Source organism: Pseudomonas hunanensis (genome assembly GCF_013393325.1).
GTDB classification, from domain to species: Bacteria; Pseudomonadota; Gammaproteobacteria; order Pseudomonadales; family Pseudomonadaceae; genus Aquipseudomonas; species Aquipseudomonas putida_P.
In genome coordinates this window covers 706,275-725,855 of sequence record NZ_QJRC01000095.1, presented here as the reverse complement: position 1 = coordinate 725,855, position 19,581 = coordinate 706,275, and the positions used below count along the sequence as shown (strand labels likewise).

The 19,581-nt window shown below is 63.9% G+C and carries 16 protein-coding genes; 15 read left to right on the top strand and 1 reads right to left on the bottom strand.

What is annotated here, in order from left to right:
* Positions 1 to 75: 75 nt before the first annotated feature.
* Both DM807_RS20145 and DM807_RS20140 read left to right on the top strand, forming a co-directional pair.
* Positions 76 to 663, top strand: a complete 588-nt coding sequence (locus DM807_RS20145; RefSeq protein WP_041166520.1) for a sigma-70 family RNA polymerase sigma factor — start codon at positions 76 to 78, stop codon at positions 661 to 663.
* Positions 650 to 1,291: a DUF1109 domain-containing protein gene (locus tag DM807_RS20140; RefSeq protein WP_179027800.1), complete on the top strand. Its 642-nt coding sequence runs from the start codon at positions 650 to 652 to the stop codon at positions 1,289 to 1,291. Before DM807_RS20145 ends, DM807_RS20140 begins: the two co-directional genes overlap by 14 nt.
* A 25-nt stretch (positions 1,292 to 1,316) precedes the next feature.
* On the opposite strand, the gene DM807_RS20135 is transcribed toward DM807_RS20140, so the two are convergent.
* Positions 1,317 to 2,699, bottom strand: coding sequence for an aminotransferase-like domain-containing protein (locus DM807_RS20135; RefSeq protein WP_012272684.1), 1,383 nt, complete (start codon positions 2,697 to 2,699; stop codon positions 1,317 to 1,319).
* A gap of 121 nt (positions 2,700 to 2,820) precedes the next feature.
* Here DM807_RS20135 and DM807_RS20130 point away from each other — a divergent pair, with 121 nt between their 5' ends.
* From DM807_RS20130 to DM807_RS20070, 13 genes are all read left to right on the top strand, one after another.
* Positions 2,821 to 3,690 (top strand): DMT family transporter, encoded by an 870-nt coding sequence (locus tag DM807_RS20130; protein WP_012272683.1) that lies wholly within the window; start codon positions 2,821 to 2,823, stop codon positions 3,688 to 3,690.
* On the top strand, positions 3,691 to 3,903 hold the full coding sequence (locus tag DM807_RS20125; protein ID WP_012272682.1) for a hypothetical protein: 213 nt from the start codon (positions 3,691 to 3,693) through the stop codon (positions 3,901 to 3,903).
* Positions 3,882 to 6,197 (top strand): tetratricopeptide repeat protein, encoded by a 2,316-nt coding sequence (locus tag DM807_RS20120; protein WP_179027799.1) that lies wholly within the window; start codon positions 3,882 to 3,884, stop codon positions 6,195 to 6,197. The genes DM807_RS20125 and DM807_RS20120 overlap by 22 nt, the downstream gene beginning before the upstream one ends.
* 93 nt (positions 6,198 to 6,290) lie before the next feature.
* Positions 6,291 to 7,265, top strand: coding sequence for an AAA family ATPase (locus tag DM807_RS20115; RefSeq protein ID WP_012272680.1), 975 nt, complete (start codon positions 6,291 to 6,293; stop codon positions 7,263 to 7,265).
* 11 nt (positions 7,266 to 7,276) lie between these two features.
* Positions 7,277 to 8,227 carry a DUF58 domain-containing protein gene (locus DM807_RS20110; protein ID WP_012272679.1) on the top strand — a complete coding sequence of 317 codons (951 nt, stop codon included), beginning with the start codon at positions 7,277 to 7,279 and terminating at the stop codon, positions 8,225 to 8,227.
* Positions 8,224 to 8,721: a DUF4381 domain-containing protein gene (locus tag DM807_RS20105; RefSeq protein WP_060492491.1), complete on the top strand. Its 498-nt coding sequence runs from the start codon at positions 8,224 to 8,226 to the stop codon at positions 8,719 to 8,721. The genes DM807_RS20110 and DM807_RS20105 overlap by 4 nt, the downstream gene beginning before the upstream one ends.
* Positions 8,708 to 9,682 (top strand): VWA domain-containing protein, encoded by a 975-nt coding sequence (locus DM807_RS20100; protein ID WP_179027798.1) that lies wholly within the window; start codon positions 8,708 to 8,710, stop codon positions 9,680 to 9,682. Before DM807_RS20105 ends, DM807_RS20100 begins: the two co-directional genes overlap by 14 nt.
* A complete protein-coding gene (locus DM807_RS20095) occupies positions 9,679 to 11,280 on the top strand; it encodes a VWA domain-containing protein (RefSeq protein ID WP_179027797.1) in 1,602 nt (533 codons plus the stop codon). The genes DM807_RS20100 and DM807_RS20095 overlap by 4 nt, the downstream gene beginning before the upstream one ends.
* A complete protein-coding gene (locus DM807_RS20090) occupies positions 11,277 to 12,587 on the top strand; it encodes a BatD family protein (protein WP_179027796.1) in 1,311 nt (436 codons plus the stop codon). The genes DM807_RS20095 and DM807_RS20090 overlap by 4 nt, the downstream gene beginning before the upstream one ends.
* A gap of 44 nt (positions 12,588 to 12,631) precedes the next feature.
* The gene (locus tag DM807_RS20085; protein WP_060492494.1) at positions 12,632 to 13,642 is read left to right on the top strand and encodes an HAD family hydrolase; all 1,011 of its coding nucleotides are present in this window, start codon (positions 12,632 to 12,634) and stop codon (positions 13,640 to 13,642) included.
* A gap of 84 nt (positions 13,643 to 13,726) precedes the next feature.
* Positions 13,727 to 15,295: an arylsulfatase gene (locus DM807_RS20080; protein ID WP_179027795.1), complete on the top strand. Its 1,569-nt coding sequence runs from the start codon at positions 13,727 to 13,729 to the stop codon at positions 15,293 to 15,295.
* An 81-nt stretch (positions 15,296 to 15,376) separates the two neighbouring features.
* A complete protein-coding gene (locus DM807_RS20075) occupies positions 15,377 to 17,905 on the top strand; it encodes a fused MFS/spermidine synthase (RefSeq protein ID WP_179027794.1) in 2,529 nt (842 codons plus the stop codon).
* 43 nt (positions 17,906 to 17,948) lie between these two features.
* On the top strand, positions 17,949 to 19,577 hold the full coding sequence (locus tag DM807_RS20070; RefSeq protein WP_012272671.1) for a mechanosensitive ion channel family protein: 1,629 nt from the start codon (positions 17,949 to 17,951) through the stop codon (positions 19,575 to 19,577).
* The last annotated feature ends 4 nt before the right edge of the window (positions 19,578 to 19,581 follow it).

Genomic DNA, 19,581 nt, shown 5'->3' with positions numbered 1-19,581 from the left:
ACAGTCGCCTACCGTATGAAGGCGGCAGGTTTTACGCGACAAAAACTTCCACGGTGGGTGTAACCCGGGTGGCCGATGCAACGAACTATTACTCAGGAGGCACTTGGCGCACGCGAGGCCCAGTTGCAGGCGTTGCTGCTGCAAGGGCTGACCGGCGATGCGGCGGCCTATCGGATGTTCCTGGCGGCGTTGGCCGTGCACGTGCGCAGTTTTTTGTCACGGCGCCTTGCTCAACGCCCCTGCGAAGTCGAAGACCTGCTGCAAGAGGTGTTGTTGGCCGTGCACAACGCCCGCCACACCTACCAGGCGCAGCAACCGCTGACCGCCTGGGTGCAGGCCATTGCCCGCTATAAACTGGCGGACCACTATCGCAGTTACGCCCGCCACGATGCGTTGCACGAAGGGCTGGAGGATGACAGCGACCTGTTTGCCGCCAGCGAGCAAGAGGCGGCTCAAGCCACTCGGGACCTGGCCAAGCTGTTGGCGCAATTGCCAGAGCGCCAGCGCTTGCCCATCGTCCATGTCAAGCTGGAGGGGCTTTCGGTGGAAGAAACCGCGCGCATGACCGGCCTGTCCAGCTCGGCTGTGAAAGTGGGCATTCACCGGGGCCTGAAGGCATTGGCCAAGCTGATGGGAGGCAAGGGCGACGATGAAGACCGATGACCTGATAGCCCTGCTGGCCGCCGGCGAAGGGCCGGTGCAACGCCATGCGCTGGCCCGACGCCTGGCGCTGGCGGTGCTGGGCGGTGCGTTGGGTGCGGTACTGATGACTGTGGCCTTGTACGGTGTGCGCGCCGACCTGGCATTGGTGGCGCACACCCCGCTGTTCTGGGCCAAGCTTGCCTTGCCCGGTAGCGTGGCGCTGCTGACGCTGTGGCTGACCCAGCGGTTGGCCAGGCCTGGAGTGAAAGGCGGCGCGCTATGGGGGCTGCTTGGTTTACCGCTGCTGTTGGTCTGGCTGGGGGCTGCGACGAGCTTGCTCGGTGCCCCAGAGGGTGCCCGTGCCGAGCTGATCCTGGGGCGCACCTGGCGCACCTGCGCCTTGAACATCGCCTTGCTGTCGGTACCCACCCTGATTGCCATTGGCTGGGCGCTGCGTGGCCTGGCACCCATTCACCTGCGTCAGGCGGGCGCGGCGGGCGGTCTGCTGGCAGGTGCCACGGCTACCCTTGCCTATTGCCTGCATTGCCCGGAAATGGAGGCGCCGTTTTGGGGGCTCTGGTATGTGCTGGGCATGCTGGTGCCGGCTTTGGCGGGCACCTTGCTCGGGCCACGCCTGCTGCGCTGGTGACCGAGGCAGCTTTGTGGCCTTGCGGCTAAGCACCCAGGGCCCGTTTCAACACGTCGAAAACTCTGGCGTCACCTGATTGAGCAACGTTGAAACGAAGGAAGTCGCCTGCCGTCATGGACTGGCTAAAAGCATTTCCGGGCGCAAGCACTACACCGTCATTCAAACAGGTTCTCGCCAGCGTTGCTGCGTCCTTGCCTTGTGGGAGCTGGCACCACACGTACATACCTGCCTGGGGCGTTATCCAGGGTTTGATACCAATGGCCTGAAGCCTGGCCACTGTTACGTCCATTTGCTCGGCCAACCGGAGGCGAACGCTTTCCATGTGTTTGCGGTACCCGCTATCGGTAATAGCGTGATGGATGATGTCCGCGGCCAAGCGCCCACCGCCGAAGGTTGTCGCAATCTTGAGGTCGACCAGGCTGTCGATCCATTCACCACGCGCAGCGATATAGCCGCAGCGGACAGAGGCGGAGATAGTCTTGGAAAAGCTGCCGATCTGGATGACGCGAGAGAGGCCATCGAAGGCAGACAGGCGTGGCGCGGGCGTATGTTCGAAGTCGGCGAAGATATCGTCCTCCACGATCACCAGGCTGGAGTTGTCGGCCAGCTTGAGCAGGCGGTGCGCCGTGACCGGAGAGAGGGTGGCCCCTGTTGGGTTGTGGATGCCGGAATTGGTGATGTACAACCGGGGGGCGTGCTCGAGCAGGGCAGTGCCGAACGCCTCGATGTCTGGGCCCGTTGCCGTGTAGGGTACGCCTACGATGTTTACCCTGTGCGCTTTCAGAAGTGCGTGAAAGTTGAAATAGCAGGGGTCGTCCACCAGCACCGTGTCGCCCGGTTCCAGCAGAAAACGGCAAATCAGGTCGATGGCGTGCGTGCCCGATTCGGTGAGCATGATCTGTTCAAGAGGGGCTTCGATCCCGATGCCAGCCAGCCGCCGTGACAAAAACTGCCTGAGCGGCGGATGCCCAAGCGGAGAAGCGTATTCAGTCAGTTTGGCCGTGTCTGAACGGGCAACGACCCGAAGCGCTTTACGCATGCCCGCTTCGAACATCCAGGAGGGCGGTAGCCAGCCGCATCCCGGTTTCAGCGCATCGCTGGAGGTTTCCAGAGACTGGCGCGAGATCCACAACGGGTCGACCTCAAGATCAAGTTTTGGGCCAAGTTCGGTGAGTGCCAATGGCGCCACCGGCCCGGCTACGTAAAAGCCCGAACCAGGGCGCGAGCTAAGTACACCCTCTGCCATTAACCGCTCGTAGGCCTCAAGGACGGTAGAAACCGAAAACTGCATTGTCTGAGCCATTGCGCGGACCGAAGGAACTCTCGCACCCGGTGTGTAGGCCCGAGAGGCTATCCTGGACTGGATCTCACCCATGACCGTTCGAATTCGCGTGCCATTGCGCTTCATCGCATCCTCAACTGTGCTGGATTAATGTGCATAACAGTTCTGTTGAATTGTATTGGATTGTACGTGGCCTTGGTGAGCCTGTCAGTGATGTACTGAGCCCTGACTTATCGAGGGCTTACCGATGGAAAGAACAACAAGCGGGTGGATCAACGGCTTCATTGGCGTCGCGATCTTTGCGGGCTCGTTGCCCGCCACCCGTGTGGCAGTGGCGGCCTTCGAACCTACGTTTCTGACCTGTGCCAGGGCAACGATTGCCGCCACGGTGGCTGCGTTGTTTTTGATCGTGCTACGGCAGCCGCGACCTAAACGTGGTGATGTGTCCTCCTTGGTGGTTACCGCGCTGGGTGTTGTTATCGGTTTTCCGCTACTGACGGCGCTGGCCCTCCAGCACATCACCTCGGCACATTCCATTGTTTTTGTCGGGCTGCTGCCACTGTGTACCGCAGCGTTTGCCGTTTTGCGGGGCGGTGAACGACCTCGGCCACTGTTCTGGCTGTTCTCGTTGACCGGTGCTGGGCTGGTCGTTGGCTATGCGTTGATGAATGGCGCAGAGGCGTCGGTGGTGGGCGATTTGCTGATGATGGCTGCTGTAGTCGTTTGTGGCTTGGGGTATGCCGAAGGGGCGCGTCTTTCGCGAACATTGGGCGGGTGGCAGGTGATTAGCTGGGCGCTGCTTGTAGCCTTGCCGTTCATGTTGCTGCTGACTATCGCCAATTTTCCAGCACCTGATGCCTTTGCCAAGGTAAGCGGCCCTGCGTGGTTCAGCTTCGGCTACGTTTCACTGTTCAGCATGCTGATTGGCTTTGTGTTCTGGTACCGAGGGCTGGTCCAGGGTGGCATCGCGGCAGTGGGTCAGCTGCAACTCTTTCAGCCGTTCATGGGGCTTGGGCTGGCCGCATTGCTTCTGCACGAGCACGTCAGCTGGCTGATGCTTGTGGTAACGCTGGGTGCGGTTATCTGTGTTGCCGGGGCCAAGAAATACGCGCAGTAAATGGCTGACGCCGTTTTCATCCAGACGATACCGGGGCGCAATTTTCTTGCGGCGCTGCGCCTGTACGGCAGTGAAGATGCCTTCTACGATCAGACCTGGAAGTCGGACGCCGTCGCGAACGTCAGACAAGGGGCACGACACGCGACAGCACTGAAAACAGCCCGGGACAGGGCGGAGCGTGGAGCTGATGAATGGGATGGCGTGCACAGGTGATGCAGGGCGGTTGGGTGGCGCTCTGCCTGGGGGTCCTATTACTCATTGCAAGTGGTGTCAGCCTTGGCGCGGCAGCTGTTGGTGAAGGCCAACTACCTGCCTTGGCCAAGGACCGCGAGGGCTACGCCGATGCCGAAAGTTGCCAGGGCTGCCATGCCCAGCAGGCCGGGCAGTGGCAGCATTCCGACCATGCCTGGGCGCTGCGCGACGCCAGCGCGGCGAATGTGCTGGGCGATTTCAACGATGTGCACTATGACCAGGACGGGGTCAAGGCACACTTCTATCGCAAGGGTGGCGGGTACTTCGTCAACATCGAGGGCGAGGATGGCAAGCCTGCGGACTTCCAGGTGCTGCATACCTTTGGCTACGCGCCGCTGCAACAGTACCTCGTTGCCTTGTCGCGCGGCCGCCTGCAGGCGCTGACCATTGCCTGGGACAGCCGGCCAGCGGAGCAGGGTGGGCAACGCTGGTTCTCGCTGTACCCCGGGCAGCGCTTTGCACCGGGCGATCCGCTGCACTGGACCGGCCGCTACCAGAACTGGAACGGCATGTGCGCCGATTGCCATTCGACGCGGCTGGTCAAGCATTACGACGATACCAAGGACAGTTTTGCCAGTACCTGGCAGGAGAAGACCGTTGGCTGCCAGGCTTGCCATGGCCCAAGCCAGGCCCATGTCGACTGGGCCCGCGAGCATCCCGGCGCTTCGCCAGCCCAAGGGCTGAGCGTGGACGTCAAGGCGTTGGGCAGCAGAGGCCAAGTGGAACAATGCGCCTACTGCCACAGCCGTCGGCAGAGCCTGGGCACTGGCCAGATGCCTGGCCACCCGCAGTTGGACCAGAGTTTGCCGGCCACACTGCGCACCGGCTTGTACCATGACGACGGGCAGATCGACGGCGAGGTCTACGAGTACGGGTCCTTCACCCAGAGCAAGATGTTTGCCGCCGGGGTCGGTTGCACCGATTGCCATGATCCCCATACCACCCAGGTGCGTATCGAAGGCAACGGCTTGTGCCTGCAATGCCACAACGCTCAACCCAACACCGCGCGCTTCGCCGGCCTGCAGGCCAAGGACTACGACAGCCCCGCACACCATCACCATGCCGCCGGCTCACCTGGGGCGCAGTGCGTGAACTGTCACATGCCAAGCAAGGATTACATGGTGATCGACCCTCGGCGTGACCACAGCTTGCGCATCCCTCGGCCTGACCTGGCTGCCCAGGGCATTGGCCCGGATGCTTGTACCACCTGCCATCAGGGCCGCGAGCCGGCGTGGGCTGCCAGTGCGATCGATAGCTGGTTCACCGCACCCAAGCGCGCGGCCCATTACGGGCAAGCGTTCCATGGCGTTCGTCAAGACCCAGGCACCAGCCTCAGCCGGCTGGGCTACCTCCTCGCGGACAAGCACAACCCTGCGATCGTGCGGGCAACGGCTGCCCAGCAACTGGCCGATCTTGGGCCTGCGGCCGCCAGCAACCTGCGCTGGGCGTTGCAGGACAGTGACGCGCTGGTACGGGCCTATGCCGTGGGCAGCTTTACCCGTTTGCCGGCTGAACAGCGTATTGCGCCGTTGCTGCCGCTGTTGCAGGACCCCGCCCTGGCGGTACGCGATGAAGCCGTGCGGGCCTTGGCCGATGTACCCGCGGCACAGCTTCCCGAAGCCAGCCGCGCAGCGTTCACCACTTCGCTTGCCGCCTACGAGCAGCGCTTGCGGGGTAATGCCGACCTGCCTGGTGGGCGGCTCAACCTGGCGGTGCTGATGCAGCGCCAGGGCCATGACGCGCAGGCCATGGAGCAGTACCGCCAGGCGTTGCACATGGACCCGTATTTCACACCGGCCAGGGTCAACCTGGTGACCCTGGCCAGCAGCAGCCAGCGTCTGGATGACGCCGAAACACTGCTGCGCGAAGGCGTTGCGCTGGACAAGATGCCGGCAACGGACCGTGGCAACCTGGCGTACATGCTGGCCCTGTTACTGGTCGAGCGGAGCAAGCCGCAAGAAGCGGTCGACTGGATGGAGCAGGCAGCTGTGGCGCTGCCGGGCAATTCGCGTATTCGCTACAACCAGGGCCTGTTGCTGTCCCGCATGAACCGCCGCGACGAAGCGCTGCAGGCCTTGCGCAGCGGCCTGCAGCAAGCGCCTGAAGATGCCGACTTGCTGTATACGCTGATCTACCTGCATGCCTTGGCCGGTGAGCGTGAACAGGCCTACCCGTATGTGCGGCGAATGCGCGAGGCCGCGCCCGACGATCCACGGTTGCAGGCGATCGAACCTTACTGGCGCAACAACCCGTGAGTGCTGCCATGTTCTCTTCACGACACCCCATTGCAGCCTTGCCGTGCGCGTCTAGATTTACCACACCGCTCATCCCACCGAAGGACCGTTGCCGTGAATACCCACGAACACGTCCAGGCACTGGAAGCATCGGTCGCGGAAAAGGTCCTCGGCCAGGCTGATACCATTCGCCATGTCCTGTTAGGCCTGCTGGCCAACGGTCATGTCCTGCTCGAGAGCCTCCCAGGCCTGGCCAAGACCCGCACGGTCAAGGCACTGGCGACGCACCTGGACGCGCAGATGCGGCGCATTCAGTTCACCCCCGACCTGTTGCCCTCGGACATCACCGGTGGCGAGGTGCTGCAGCAGACGGCCGAGGGCAACACGATCAGCTTTCAGCCTGGCCCGTTGTTCGGCAATGTGATCCTGGCCGACGAAATCAACCGTGCTCCGGCCAAGGTCCAGGCAGCCTTGCTCGAGGCCATGGAAGAGCGCCAGATCACGGTGGCCGGGCAGAGTTACCCGATGTCTGGGCTATTCATGGTGCTGGCGACCCAGAACCCGATCGAACAGGAAGGCACCTACCCGTTGCCCGAAGCGCAGATGGACCGCTTTCTCATGAAGCTGCAACTCGATTATCCACGCCCTGAAGATGAAACCCAGGTACTGCGCTTGGTGCGGGAAGAGGACCAGGCCGGTCATGAGGCGGCGGCGCAACCTGCGCGCCTGGCCCAGCAGGTGATCTTCGATGCCCGTCGCGAGGTGGCGCGGGTGCACGTATCGCAGGCCATCGACCGATACCTGGTCGACCTGATCAATGCCACGCGCTATCCCGCCACGCATGACCCTGACCTGGCGCGCTGGATCAGGATCGGTGCCAGCCCGCGCGGCGGCATCAGCCTTGACCGGGTGTCGCGCGCGCATGCCTGGCTCAACGGCCAGGATTTCGTTTCGCCCGACAATGTGCGTGCCGTGGTGCACCCGGTACTGCGCCATCGCCTGCAGCTTTCCTATGATGCGATCACCGATGGCGTGGCGGCCGACCAAGTCATCGACCGGTTGTTGGACAAGGTGGCCATTCCCGCCTGACGGACTTGCCCATGGATGCGAACATGGTAGTGCCGGATGGTTTCGCCTATGCCTCGCTTGCCGAGTTGATGGCGCTGGAGGCCCGTGCCCAGGGGTTGAGCTTTGTCGCGCGCCAGCCGCTTGCGAGCATCCTTTCCGGCAACCATGCCTCACGCCTGCGAGGCAGGGGCCTGAGTTTCGACGAGCTGCGCCGCTACCTGCCCGGCGATGACCTGCGTCACCTCGACTGGCGCGCGTCGTTGCGCTATGGCAAGCCCTTCGTGCGCACCTTCACCGAGGAGCGTGACAGGCCCACCCTGGTGCTGGTCGACCAGCGCATGAGCATGTACTTCGGCTCGCAGCGTTACTTCAAGTCGGTCAGCGCCGCGCAGTTGGCGGCGATCTGTGGCTGGGTGGCCTTTCACGCCGGTGACCGGGTGGGTGGCATGGTCTTCGATGGCCAACGGGTAGAGTATGTAAGGCCCCTGCGCAGCCGAGCACGGGTTGAAGCGTTGTGCAGCGCAGTGGTCAAAGCCAATCATCGGCTGTCAGCCTATGCCGCTGATCAGGAAAACGATGCACAGCTGGACAAGGTGTTGCGTAGCTGCGCCGCCAGTGCCGGTCACGACCACCTGATCTGCATCATCAGCGATTTTGCCGGCACTACGGCCGAAACCTTGCCGTTGTTGCGCCGGCTGAGCCTGCACAATGATGTGATCGCCATCCAGGTCTATGACCCGATTGCCCTGCAGGTGCCGGACAAGGGGCGGTTGAATGTCACCCAAGGCGCCGAGCAGGTCGAACTGGCGGTGGGCCAGCGGCGTATCAACCGGCCGTTGGCCGAGTTTCTTGCCGGGCGCCTGCAGGGTGTGGCCGAACTGCTGCGCCGTAGCCAGGTGCCATTGATGCGGGTCAGCACCGCCGATGACAGCCTGCAGCAACTGCGCCGCGAGCTGGGCCGCCTGGCTCAGGTGCCGCGATGAACGCTGCCGCCCCCTCCATCGACCAGTTGCGCGAGCTGACGCCGGGTGTGCCGCCGTTCAGCTACCTGCCGCAGACCTGGGCCTGGTGGGTGCTTGGCGTACTGGTGCTGTTGCTGGCCTGCCTTTGTGGGGCGCTGCGCTGGCACCGTTGGCGGCGCGACCGGTACCGCCGTGAAGCGCTGGCCCGGCTTGATGAGCTGGCAGCGAGTGAGGGTGAACAACGGCTTGTGGCGTTGCGTGAACTGCCCGAATTGCTCAAGCGTGTGGCGCTGTCGATGCCGGATGCGCCGCCCGTGGCGAGCTTGGCCGGCGCGCAATGGCAGTGCTTCCTCGACCAGCGCGCCCGCCGGCCGCTGCCATCGGGCTTTGCCGACACCCTGCAGTTGCTTGCCTACGCGCCGGACGCGACCTTGCGCCGGCTGGACACGCAGCAGGCGAACGCGTTGTTCGGTGCCAGCCGTGGCTGGATCGAGGGGCACCATGTGGCGCTTTGACTACCCGTGGGTGTTCCTGCTGTTGCCGCTGGCGTGGTTGGCCTATCGTGCGCTGAGCCCGTACCAGGAAGGCCGTAGCGCGTTGCGGGTACCCTTCTTCGCAGCCATGAGCCGCGCTGTCGGCAAGCAGCCCGGGAGGGCCAGCAGCGGGCAAGGGCATGTACTGCTGAACCTGCTGGTGTGGTGCCTGCTGGTGGCCGCTTGCGCAAGGCCTGTGCTGGTGGAAAAGCCGATCCAGCGCGAGCAGCCAATCCGTGACCTGATGCTGGCCATCGACATTTCCCAGTCGATGGAAGCGACCGACTATGCCGACGCCAATGGCGCTAAAAGCGACCGCCTTAGCGCGGTGAAGTCCGTGGTGCGCGACTTCATCGCCCGGCGCAAGGATGACCGCATTGGCCTGATCGTGTTTGGTACCGGTGCCTATCCGCAGGCGCCGTTGACCCTCGACCATGCCAGCCTGTTGCTGTTGCTCGATGAGGTGGGGATCGGCATGGCTGGGCCAAACACCGCGCTGGGCGACGCCATCGGCTTGACCATCAAAGCCTTGGAGAAGACCCCAGAGCAGGAGAAAGTGCTGATCCTGCTGACCGATGGCAATGACACCAGCAGTGCCATTACCCCTGACCATGCGGCCCACCTGGCCCAGGCCAACGGTATCGTGGTACATACCATTGGTATCGGCGACCCGCAGGCGACTGGTGACGCCAAGGTCGACCTGACGACCTTGCAGGCAATCGCCCGCACCACCGGCGGGCAATTCTTCCGCGCCGACGACCGCCAGGCGCTGCAACAGGTGTATGCCACCCTCGACCGCCTGACCCCGCACAAGGTGCAGACCTTCAGCCACCAGCCCAAGCGTGACTTGTTCGTCTGGCCATTGGGTATGGCAGCCGGTTTGCTACTGGCGGGGCAACTGCTGGCCCTGGTCCGGGCACGGCTTGCGCAGGTGCAGGCATGACCATCGACCTTGCGGCCTTTCACTTCCTTCGCCCCTGGTGGTTGCTGCTGATCGTGCCGGGTGTCGTGCTGCCCTTGCTGTGGTTGCGCCGACACGATCTGCGGCATCAGTTGAGCGGCATCATCGCTCCACACCTGATCAAGCACCTGATGATCACCCCGGCCCACGCGCGGCGGCTGCGCCCGGTCCACCTGCTGGGTGCGGCACTGGTGTTGAGTGCCATTGCCGCTGCCGGGCCGACCTGGCAGCAGGACACACCTGATTTTCTCGACGACCGCGCACCGCTGATCGTTGCCGTGGACCTGTCGCCCTCGATGGATGCCGACGATGTGCCGCCCAGCCGGTTGGCCGCAGCCCGACATACCTTGCACGACCTGGTCATGCGCCGTGGCGGCGCGCGTACCGGCCTGATCGCCTATGCCGGCAGTGCGCATCTGGTGTTGCCTTGCACTGAAGACCCAGGCTTGCTGGATACCTTTATCCAAGCCTTGTCGACCGACTTGATGAGCGCGCCCGGCAAGAATGTATTGGGCGTGATCGACGAGGCCTTGAAGCTGCTGGGTGCGGAAAAGTCCCCTGGAACCTTGCTGCTGTTGACCGATGGCGCCGATGCCAGCCAGTTCGACGCCATCGCCAAGCGGCTGGCCGGCACGCAGTTGCAAGTGTTGGTGCTGGCTGTCGGCAGCCAGTCCACCGGCCCCCTGCGCAACGCCCAGGGCATGCCGCGCCTGGATACCCTGGGCCGGCCGGTGCTAGGGGGCTTCGACGTTCAGGGCCTCAAGGGCCTGGCCAAGGCCGCCAATGCACCCTTGGGCAGTTTATCGCTGAACGATGACGACCTGGATTGGGTCGAGTTGCATGCCCAGCGGCACTTCAAGGCCGCCAGTGCCGAAGCCGACCAGGTGCACTGGAAAGATGCCGGTTACTGGCTGTGCTGGCCGTTGTTGCTGGTGGTGCTGTTGAGCGTGCGACGTGGCTGGCGGGTGAACTGGCTGCCGGGGCTTTTGTTGGCCGTGCTGCTGGGGACAGGCGCTGAGCCCGTCAGGGCCGGGGGATTGGCCGATGCGTTTTTCACGGCTGACCAGCAAGGGCGCTGGGCATTCGAGCATGGCCGTTACCCGCAGGCCGCCGCGCACTTTCGCGACCCTTACTGGAAGGGCGTTGCCGCCTACGAAGCGGCCGACTACCCGGCCGCGCTGGCGAACCTGGGCAAGCTGGACACGGCACCGGCCTGGTTCTATCAGGGCAACAGCTATGTACGGCTTTTCAAGTTCCCGCAGGCAATAGCGGCATATCGCCAGGCGCTGCGCCTGCAACCTGACTTTGCCGAGGCCAAGGCCAACCTGGCGCTGGCCGAGGCGTTGCTCAAGGACTATGAGGGCCAGCAGCAAGCCGGCACGCCTGACGAAAAGGCCGACAAGGTGGTGGAGGATCAGACTCCCGCCGCCGGCGACCAGCAACAACAGCAGAAACCGCCGCAGGCGGCCTCCGACCAGCTGTGGCTGAACAACCTCACCACGTCCCCTGCGCAGTTTCTCAAGCGCAAGTTCTCGATCCAGGATGCCGCCGCGCAGCAAGCGGCCAAGGAGGCGCCATGATCCGCCTGGTGGTGCTGGTGCTGGCTGGCCTGGCAACCGTTGCCATCGCCGCCGAGCCCGAGGTACGGGTGCAGGCGCGCTTGGTGCCGGATACAACGGTCATGGTCGGGGCCAGTGTGACACTCGAGGTCGATTTGCTGGTCGACACCTGGTTCACCGCGCCGCCGGAGCTGCCGGTGTTGCAGTTGGCCGGTGCCGTGGTCAGCCCGCCCGGTGGCGAGGCTGAGCACCTCAATCAGCGGCTCGATGGCAAAGCCTTCTTCGGCCTGCGCTACCGCTATCAGATCACACCGAGCGTGGCGCAGTCGTTCACGGTTCCGGCACTGACAATCCGTGTCCATCCTGGCCAGGCCAGCGCTGCGCAGACAGTGCAAAGCCAACCCTTGTCGTTTGCCGCCAAAGGGCAGGCCGGTGGCGATGGCGAACAGCGCTTGGTGGCACAGGCGCTCGACGTCAGCCAGGCCATCGAGCGCTCGCACACGCCGCTGCGCGCTGGGGATAGCATCACCCGCCGTTTGCACATCGTGGCCCGCGGGGGCCAGGCAATGCTGATTCCGCCGCCGATCTTTGCCGAGGTCGATGGCCTCAAGCGCTACGTGCAGACCCCAATCGTGTCACCGGTCAGCGACGGGCGCGGTGGCACCCTGGGCGGCCAGCGCGAGGACAGCGTGACCTATGTGGCCGCTGCCGCTGGGCACTATCGGCTGCCTGCCATCGAAGTGACGTGGGTGGACGCTGCGAGTGGTGAACCGCGCACGGCCTCGGTGCCAGCGCTGAACATGGAGGTGGGCAAGGGCAGTTACCAGGCACCGTTCTCCTTGAGCGAAGATTTGCGCGCACTTGGCCGAGGCGCGCAAATCAGCATCGCTAGCCATTGGGTAGTGCTGGTGCTGCTGGCGTTGCTGGTGGGCGGGGTGGGCTGGGCCGGTCGCGCTTGGGGGCAGGGCGCCTGGTTGCACTTCAAGCGCTGGCGGGCTGGCCGCCAGCAGGCCTGGCTGAATTCACCGAACTACGCCTGGCGTCAGGCTCGTCGACAGTGCGCCAGCGAGCCGGCACGGCTGGATGCCATGTATCTGTGGCTGCGTCGGGCCACAGGCCAGCGCACGCTGTCGTCAAGTGAACATCCTCGTGGCAGGCAAAGCGAAGAGGCTTTGCTAGCCTTTTTGCAGGATTTCTATGCTGCCGGGCGCCTTCGGCCACCCCCCGCCGATGCCAGGCTGAGCCTGCTGTACAGCCTGCGGCAACAGGTTGAGGCGCACCCAGCCAAGCCTGTCGGCAAGCACGCGCTCAAGCAACTCAATCCCTGACAGCCTAGCTGTCAGGTCGGCAACTCAAGCAGGGATGATTGGCCATGCGCAAGGTCCTGGTGAGCACCGCTTCCGTTCGTGCGCTGTTATGTGTCTTGCTGCTGGTGCCGGCCCTGCAGGTGCTGGCCGCCGAGCCGTTGGCCTCTTGGCGTGACGGGCCGTCGCGCCAGGCCATCGTGGCTTTTGTTGGCGCGGTCACCCAGCAAGGTGGCCCCGACTATGTCGCCCCGGCCGAGCGCATCGCGGTGTTCGACAACGATGGCACGCTGTGGAGCGAGCAACCGTTGTATTTTGAAGTGCTGTTCGCCATGGATGAGGTCAAGCGCCTGGCGCCGCAGCACCCGCAGTGGCGTAATCAGCAGCCGTTCAAGGCGGTACTGGAGAACGATCACCAGGCGCTGGCGGCGCAAGGCATGGACGGCATGCTCAAGATCGTCGCGGCCACCCATTCGGGGATGAGCAGTGAGGATTTCATTGCCCGCAGCCGCAGCTGGCTGGTCAGCGCCCGTCACCCACGCACCGGCAAGCCGTACACCGAGATGGTGTTCCAGCCAATGCTCGAGCTGCTGGGCTACCTGCGTGACAACGGCTTCAAGACCTACATCGTGTCAGGTGGCGAGGTCGCCTTCATGCGCGCCTTTGCCGACGAGGTGTATGGCATCCCGCCGGAGCAGGTGATCGGCACGACCCTGGAGGCTTCGTTTCAGGACCAACAGGGCAAGCTGAGCATCCAGCGTTTGCCCAAGGTAGTGCACAACGACGACGGCCCGGGCAAGCCGGTGAGCATCGATTCGATCATCGGCCGCCGACCGCTGCTGGCGTTCGGTAATTCCGACGGCGACCTGCAGATGCTGCAGTGGACTAAAGCGGGCAAGGGCCGACGCTTTGCCGGGCTGGTCCACCACACCGATGCCCACCGCGAATGGGCCTATGACCGCAAGAGTTCGGTCGGGCGCCTGGACAAAGCCCTGGACCAAGCCACCGCCAAGGGCTGGACCGTGGTCGACATGGCCAGTGAATGGCGCCGTGTCTACCCCTTTGAAACACCGCAATGATTCATCAACCAGCCGCAGCAGCACGGCGATCGCCGTGCCAGCAGTCGTGGACGACAGCAGTGACGTGAAACGGAGAGCGTAGCTATGAAGTCCAGTAGAGCATGGTTGTCGGCGGCCGCCCTCGCGGCAACGGCAACGTTTGGGGCGGGGCTGGCCAGTGCGGCGGACAAGCCGAACATCCTGGTCATCTTCGGTGACGACATCGGCCAGACCAATATCAGTGCCTATGGCAAGGGCGTGGTCGGTTACCAGACGCCGAACATCGACCGTATCGCCAAGGAAGGCATGATGTTCACCGACTATTACGCGGAAAACAGCTGCACCGCCGGCCGGTCGACGTTCATCACCGGTCAGTCGGCATTGCGCACCGGCCTGTCCAAGGTCGGTATGCCTGGCGTACCGGTGGGCCTGCAAGCACGCGACGTTACCATCGCTCAAGCGCTCAAGGCCCATGGCTATGCCACCGGCCAGTTCGGCAAGAACCACCTGGGCGACAAGGACGAGTACCTGCCGACCAACCACGGCTTCGACGAGTTCTTCGGCAACCTCTACCACCTCAATGCCGAAGAAGAACCAGAACGTCCCTACTGGCCCAAGGACGACGCGGACTTCGTCAAGGCAGCCTCGCCCCGTGGCGTGATCAAGTCCAGCGCCGACGGCAAGATCGAGGACACCGGTGCGCTGACCAAGAAACGCATGGAGACCATCGACGACGAAACCACCCAGGCGGCGATCAACTTCATCGACAAGCAGGTCAAGGCCGACAAGCCGTTCTTCGTGTGGATGAACACCACGCGCATGCACGCCTTCACTCACGTGCGCGAGTCGATGCAGGGGCAGAGCGGCATGGTGGGCAACGAGTACGCCGATGGCATGCTCGAGCACGACGGGGACGTCGGCAAGTTGCTTAAGACCCTCGACGACCTGAAGGTGGCCGACAACACCATCGTTGTCTACACCACCGACAATGGCCCGAACCAGTGGTCTTGGCCAGATGCGGCGACAACGCCGTTCCGCAACGAGAAGAACTCCAACTGGGAGGGGGCCTTCCGAGTACCGGCGATGGTACGGTGGCCAAATCACATCAAGCCGGACACCATCTCCACCCAGATGTTCTCGGGCATGGACTGGTTCCCCACGCTACTCGCCGCAGTGGGTGACACCGACATCAAGGAGCGCCTGCTCAAGGGTGCAGACGTGGGAGGCAAGAACTTCAAGGTGCACCTGGACGGTTTCAACCAGCTGGACTACATCACCGGCAAGACTGACAAGAGTGCGCGTACCGAGTTCTATTACTTCAACGATGACGGCGAGCTCGTGGCGATGCGTTACGATAACTGGAAGGTCGTGTTCTGCGAGCAACGTGCGCCGGGCGGCTTTGCGGTCTGGAGCGAGCCGTTCACCTGCCTGCGGGTACCGAAGATGTTCAACCTGCGCATGGACCCTTACGAGCGGGCTGACGTCGTGTCTGACCAGTACTACGACTGGCTGACCAAAAACGACTACCTGGTTTTCAATGCCGTGAAGAAGTCTGCGGCATTCCTGCAAACCTTTGTCGAGTACCCACCTAGCCAGCGGCCGGCCAGCTTCAGCATCGACCAGATCCGCGCTGACGTGGACAAGAAAATTGAAGAAAAGATGAACAAGCAGTGAGGTCTACACTGTAGTGCCATGACCGCAGGGGCGGGCGTGCTCGCTCCTGCATCTTTACCCGCATGCACAAGGCGCTCATTCATGGCATCACCTGCAGCATCTTCCGCTGTTTCCCGTGAGCCTCGCACCCAGTCCCGTCCACTGCTCGCATTGCCTGCCACGCTGCTGTTCCTCTCCGGTGCTGCCGGTCTTGTCTACCAAGTGCTGTGGATCAAGCAACTGTCATTGGTCGTGGGCGTGGAAGTGCATGCCGTCGCCACCGGTATCAGTGCCTTTTTTGCCGGGCTTGCCTTTGGCGGCCTGCTGTTCGGGCGTTGGGCCGACCGCCTGCAACGCCCAGTGCGCCTGTACGTTTATCTTGAGCTCGCCGTTGCGCTGCTGGGGCTCGGCGCCACCCTTGGCCTGGCCCATGCCGCCGGACCGTTCGCCCGCCTCGAGGCCAGTGCCGGCCTGCTGGCCTGGGCACTGCCCTTCGTGCTGGTGGGCGTACCGGCCTTGCTCATGGGCGGTACCTTGCCCGTACTGGTGCGCGCGCTGGCGCCTGTCACCGGGCAGTTGGCAGAGGCGGGTGGGCGCTTGTACGCGGCGAACACCGCTGGCGCGATTGCCGGCACGCTAGCGGCGGCCTTCGTACTGCTGCCGCGCCTTGGCGTTACAGGCAGCGCCTGCGCAGCTGCCAGCCTGAACCTGCTGGCAGCATTGGGTGCCTGGCTTTCTTACCGGCGAGAAGTGAGCTTGCCGCCGCTTGCCAATGCCTCGTCGACATCACGCTCGCCGCAGGCACGCCTGGCCATCGCCCTGTATTGCATCGCCGGGGGAGTGGCGCTGGGCTACGAGGTGGTGTGGAGCCAGTCGATCGTGCCCTTCATGAGCACCCGGTCCTATGCCTTTGCCGTGGTGCTGGCCACTTACCTGGCCGGGCTGCTGGCCGGTAGTGCGCTGTATGCCAGGCGTGCCGACCGAATTCGTGATCCTTGGGGTGTGTTCGGGCTGTTGATTGCCATTGCCGGGCTGCTTGCCCTGTTGCAGCTTGCCGGGCTGGGCCGCTGGCTGGTGCAGGCCCAGACGCAGGCCGAACTGTTCGCCCTGCAGCTGACTGGCAACGAACTGCTCGGCATGTGCGCGCGTTTCGCGGTGGCGGCCGCGTGCATGGTGTTGCTTCCAACCACATTGCTGGGCGCCGCATTTCCACTGGCCTTGCGCCTGGTGGTGGACAGCGGTCATGTGGGGCGCGATGTGGGCGCGGTGGTGGCGCTCAACACCCTGGGTGGCATCGCCGGCGTGCTGCTCACGGGGTTCGTACTGGTGCCGCAATTGGGCCTGGTACGTGCCTTGGGGGCGCTTGCCGCAATGGCCGTGCTGGTAGGGTTGGTGGCGGTGTGGCGTGGCCAGGGTGTACGTCGCCCTGCTGCGTTGGCCGTGTGCCTGGTGGCCCCTGCAACCGTGCTGGTGGTGCTGTTGATGCCGCCGCAGCGCCTGGCCGAGCTGCTGCCAGGCGCACGCAACGGGCAACTCACCTACTACCATGAGGGCAAGGGCGGCACGGTGGCAGTGGTCACCCAAGGGCGCCAGGGGCAAACCTTCAGCCGCCTTTACATCCAGGGTGTTTCCAATACCGGCGACGCCATGCCATCGCTGCGCTACATGCGCTTGCAAGCCTTGCTGCCGTTGCTGATCCACAATGGCGAGCCGCGCTCGGCCTTGGTGATCGGCTTTGGCACCGGTATCACCGCCGGGGCGATGCTACGTTACCCTGGACTGGAGCGCCCGGTGGTGGCCGAATTGCTGCCTGAAGTCTTGCAGGCGGCGCCCCGTTTCAAAGGCAACTATGCCGCGGTGGCGGACCCGCGCCTGGACATTCGCTTGCGCGATGGTCGCCGTGAGTTGCTGCGCAGTGAGGCGCGCTACGATCTGATCACCCTGGAACCACCGCCACCCTCGGCGGCCGGCGTGGTCAACCTGTACTCGCGCAACTTCTATCAGCTGGCCGCCGCCCGCTTGCAACCTGCTGGCCTGGTCGCGCAGTGGCTGCCCTTGCCGACCCAGAACGACGAAGACAGCCGCTCGCTGGTGCGCAGCTTCATCGATGTCTTCCCCCATGCCACGCTGTGGACCACTGAGTTCCACGAAATGCTGCTGATCGGCTCATTGCAGCCATTGCAGTTGGATGTACCGCGTATCCGCCAGCGCCTGGCGCAAGCGAGCGTGGCCCAGACGCTGGCCGAGGTGGGTGTCGCTTCGCCAGAGGCCTTGCTGGCCACCTGGATTACCGACCGTGCCGGGCTTGAACGTTACGCCGGCGATGCATTGCCAGTGACCGACGATCAGCCACGCATCGAGTACGCGCCGTGGGTGCGCCCCCGGGAAATCACCCGTGTGCTGCCAGCCTTGCTGGCCCTGCGCAGCACGCCACCGCTGCAGGGCGCGGAACCAGGCTTCGCCAGCGCGGTGAGTGACCAGTGGCGCAGCCTGGCACTTTTCTACAGCCTCAGCTTGCATGCCTACAACGGCAACCGCCAGGCCTGGGCGCGGGAAGCCCGCGAACTGGCCCGCAGCGACGGCGACAACCCGTATTATCGCTGGTTCCTTGGCCCCAGTACCGGCCAGTGAAGCCTGTGCTATCACTACAGGACTATCGGCCAGGGAGTGAGCAATGAACCGTCTGTTGACTGCGCTGTTGATGCTGTGTGCCTTGCTGCCGCTGGCGGGGCATGGCAAGGATGCGGTGGGTAGCGCGACCGATGGCGTGCCGGGTGAACCGGCAGAACTGCGCATCGCCAACCGCAGCATCTTCACCTTCCACGCCACCTTGCTCGGCGAGACCCCGGCCGCGCGCGCGCAGCGGGCGACGGCGGTGATCGATGAGGCATTGCGCGGCACCGACGAGCTGAAAGTCAGCGTCGACCCCATCGTCAACAGCCACCTGGTGCTGCTAGGTGGGCGGCGGGCCTTCATCGTCGCCCCGCAGGACCTGGGCGTGGAGGGTGGCGACACCCGGGAGGCGGCCGAGCAGGCTGCGGCCACGTTGCGTCAGGTCGTGGATGAAACCGGCGAGGCGCGCAGCCTGCGTTTTCTGCTCAAGGCGCTGGGCTTTTCCGCCGTCGCGACACTGGTGTTCGTGCTGCTGATCAAGGCTGCCAACCTGGGCCGACGCAGACTGCGCGGCCGTTTGCCGCAATTGATGCGAGAACGAGCCCGGCAGATCAAGGTAGGCCAACTGCCGCTGTTCGACATGCAGTATGTGTACTTTGTGATCGACCGGCTGCTGCGCCTGATGTACTGGGTGATCGTCTTGCTGCTTGGCTACCAGTGGCTGAGCTTCGTGCTGTCGCAATTCCCCTATACCCGGCCGTGGGGCGAAAGCCTCAACGTGCATCTGCTCGACCTGCTGCGCTACCTGCTCGACGGCATTCTGCATGCCATTCCCGGTATTGCCGTGGCCGTCATGATCTTTTTCATCGCCCGCGGCATCAGCGGCTTCAGCCGCCGCGTGCTGGAGCGCATGGCCCGCCCGGGTACGCTGAAGTGGTTGACCGAAGAAACCTTGCAGCCCACCACCCGGCTAACTTCACTGGCGATCTGGCTGTTTGCCCTGGTGATGGCTTACCCGTACCTGCCGGGCTCTGGTACCGATGCCTTCAAAGGGCTTTCGGTGCTGTTGGGCCTGATGATTTCGCTGGGTGCCTCCAGCGTGGTCGGGCAGGCTGCGGCGGGGCTGATCCTGACGTATTCGCGCACACTGAAGGCCGGTGAATACGTGCGGGTAGGGGATAACGAAGGCACGGTGACCGAGGTGGGCATGTTCAACACCACCATCCGCACCGGTTTGGGCGAGGTGTTGACGCTGCCCAACTCGATGATCACCGGGTCGGTGACGCGCAACTATTCACGGGTGGTGCAGGGCCAGGGGTACATCGTCGATACGGTGGTCACCATCGGCTATGACACGCCCTGGCGTCAGGTCGAGGCGATGCTGGTGGAGGCCGCGCAGCGCACCGAGGGCATTCTTGCCAAACCCAGGCCGCAGGTGTTCCAGACCGGGCTCTCGGACTTTTATCCCGAATACCGCCTGGTGGGCCAAGCGGTGCCCAGCGAGCCACGGCCGCGCGCCGAGCTGTTGAGCCTGTTGCACGCCAACATCCAGGATGTATTCAATGAATACGGCGTGCAGATCATGTCGCCGCATTACCTGGGCGACCCGGCTCAGGAGAAGTGGGTGCCGCGTGAGAAGTGGTTTGCCGCGCCGGCGCGGGAGCCAGGTGGCGATGGCAAGGACGCCTGAGCGT

What these genes read in the sequence shown, in the direction of transcription:
- DM807_RS20100 (WP_179027798.1), top strand. Translation starts at nt 8,708, where the DNA reads ATGTGGCGCTTTGACTACCCGTGGGTGTTCCTGCTGTTGCCGCTGGCG.
- DM807_RS20120 (WP_179027799.1), top strand. Translation starts at nt 3,882, where the DNA reads ATGGGATGGCGTGCACAGGTGATGCAGGGCGGTTGGGTGGCGCTCTGC.
- DM807_RS20105 (WP_060492491.1), top strand. Translation starts at nt 8,224, where the DNA reads ATGAACGCTGCCGCCCCCTCCATCGACCAGTTGCGCGAGCTGACGCCG.
- DM807_RS20080 (WP_179027795.1), top strand. Translation starts at nt 13,727, where the DNA reads ATGAAGTCCAGTAGAGCATGGTTGTCGGCGGCCGCCCTCGCGGCAACG.
- DM807_RS20095 (WP_179027797.1), top strand. Translation starts at nt 9,679, where the DNA reads ATGACCATCGACCTTGCGGCCTTTCACTTCCTTCGCCCCTGGTGGTTG.
- DM807_RS20090 (WP_179027796.1), top strand. Translation starts at nt 11,277, where the DNA reads ATGATCCGCCTGGTGGTGCTGGTGCTGGCTGGCCTGGCAACCGTTGCC.
- DM807_RS20145 (WP_041166520.1), top strand. Translation starts at nt 76, where the DNA reads ATGCAACGAACTATTACTCAGGAGGCACTTGGCGCACGCGAGGCCCAG.
- DM807_RS20130 (WP_012272683.1), top strand. Translation starts at nt 2,821, where the DNA reads ATGGAAAGAACAACAAGCGGGTGGATCAACGGCTTCATTGGCGTCGCG.
- DM807_RS20125 (WP_012272682.1), top strand. Translation starts at nt 3,691, where the DNA reads ATGGCTGACGCCGTTTTCATCCAGACGATACCGGGGCGCAATTTTCTT.
- DM807_RS20070 (WP_012272671.1), top strand. Translation starts at nt 17,949, where the DNA reads ATGAACCGTCTGTTGACTGCGCTGTTGATGCTGTGTGCCTTGCTGCCG.
- DM807_RS20075 (WP_179027794.1), top strand. Translation starts at nt 15,377, where the DNA reads ATGGCATCACCTGCAGCATCTTCCGCTGTTTCCCGTGAGCCTCGCACC.
- DM807_RS20135 (WP_012272684.1), bottom strand. Translation starts at nt 2,699, where the DNA reads ATGAAGCGCAATGGCACGCGAATTCGAACGGTCATGGGTGAGATCCAG.
- DM807_RS20140 (WP_179027800.1), top strand. Translation starts at nt 650, where the DNA reads ATGAAGACCGATGACCTGATAGCCCTGCTGGCCGCCGGCGAAGGGCCG.
- DM807_RS20110 (WP_012272679.1), top strand. Translation starts at nt 7,277, where the DNA reads ATGGATGCGAACATGGTAGTGCCGGATGGTTTCGCCTATGCCTCGCTT.
- DM807_RS20085 (WP_060492494.1), top strand. Translation starts at nt 12,632, where the DNA reads ATGCGCAAGGTCCTGGTGAGCACCGCTTCCGTTCGTGCGCTGTTATGT.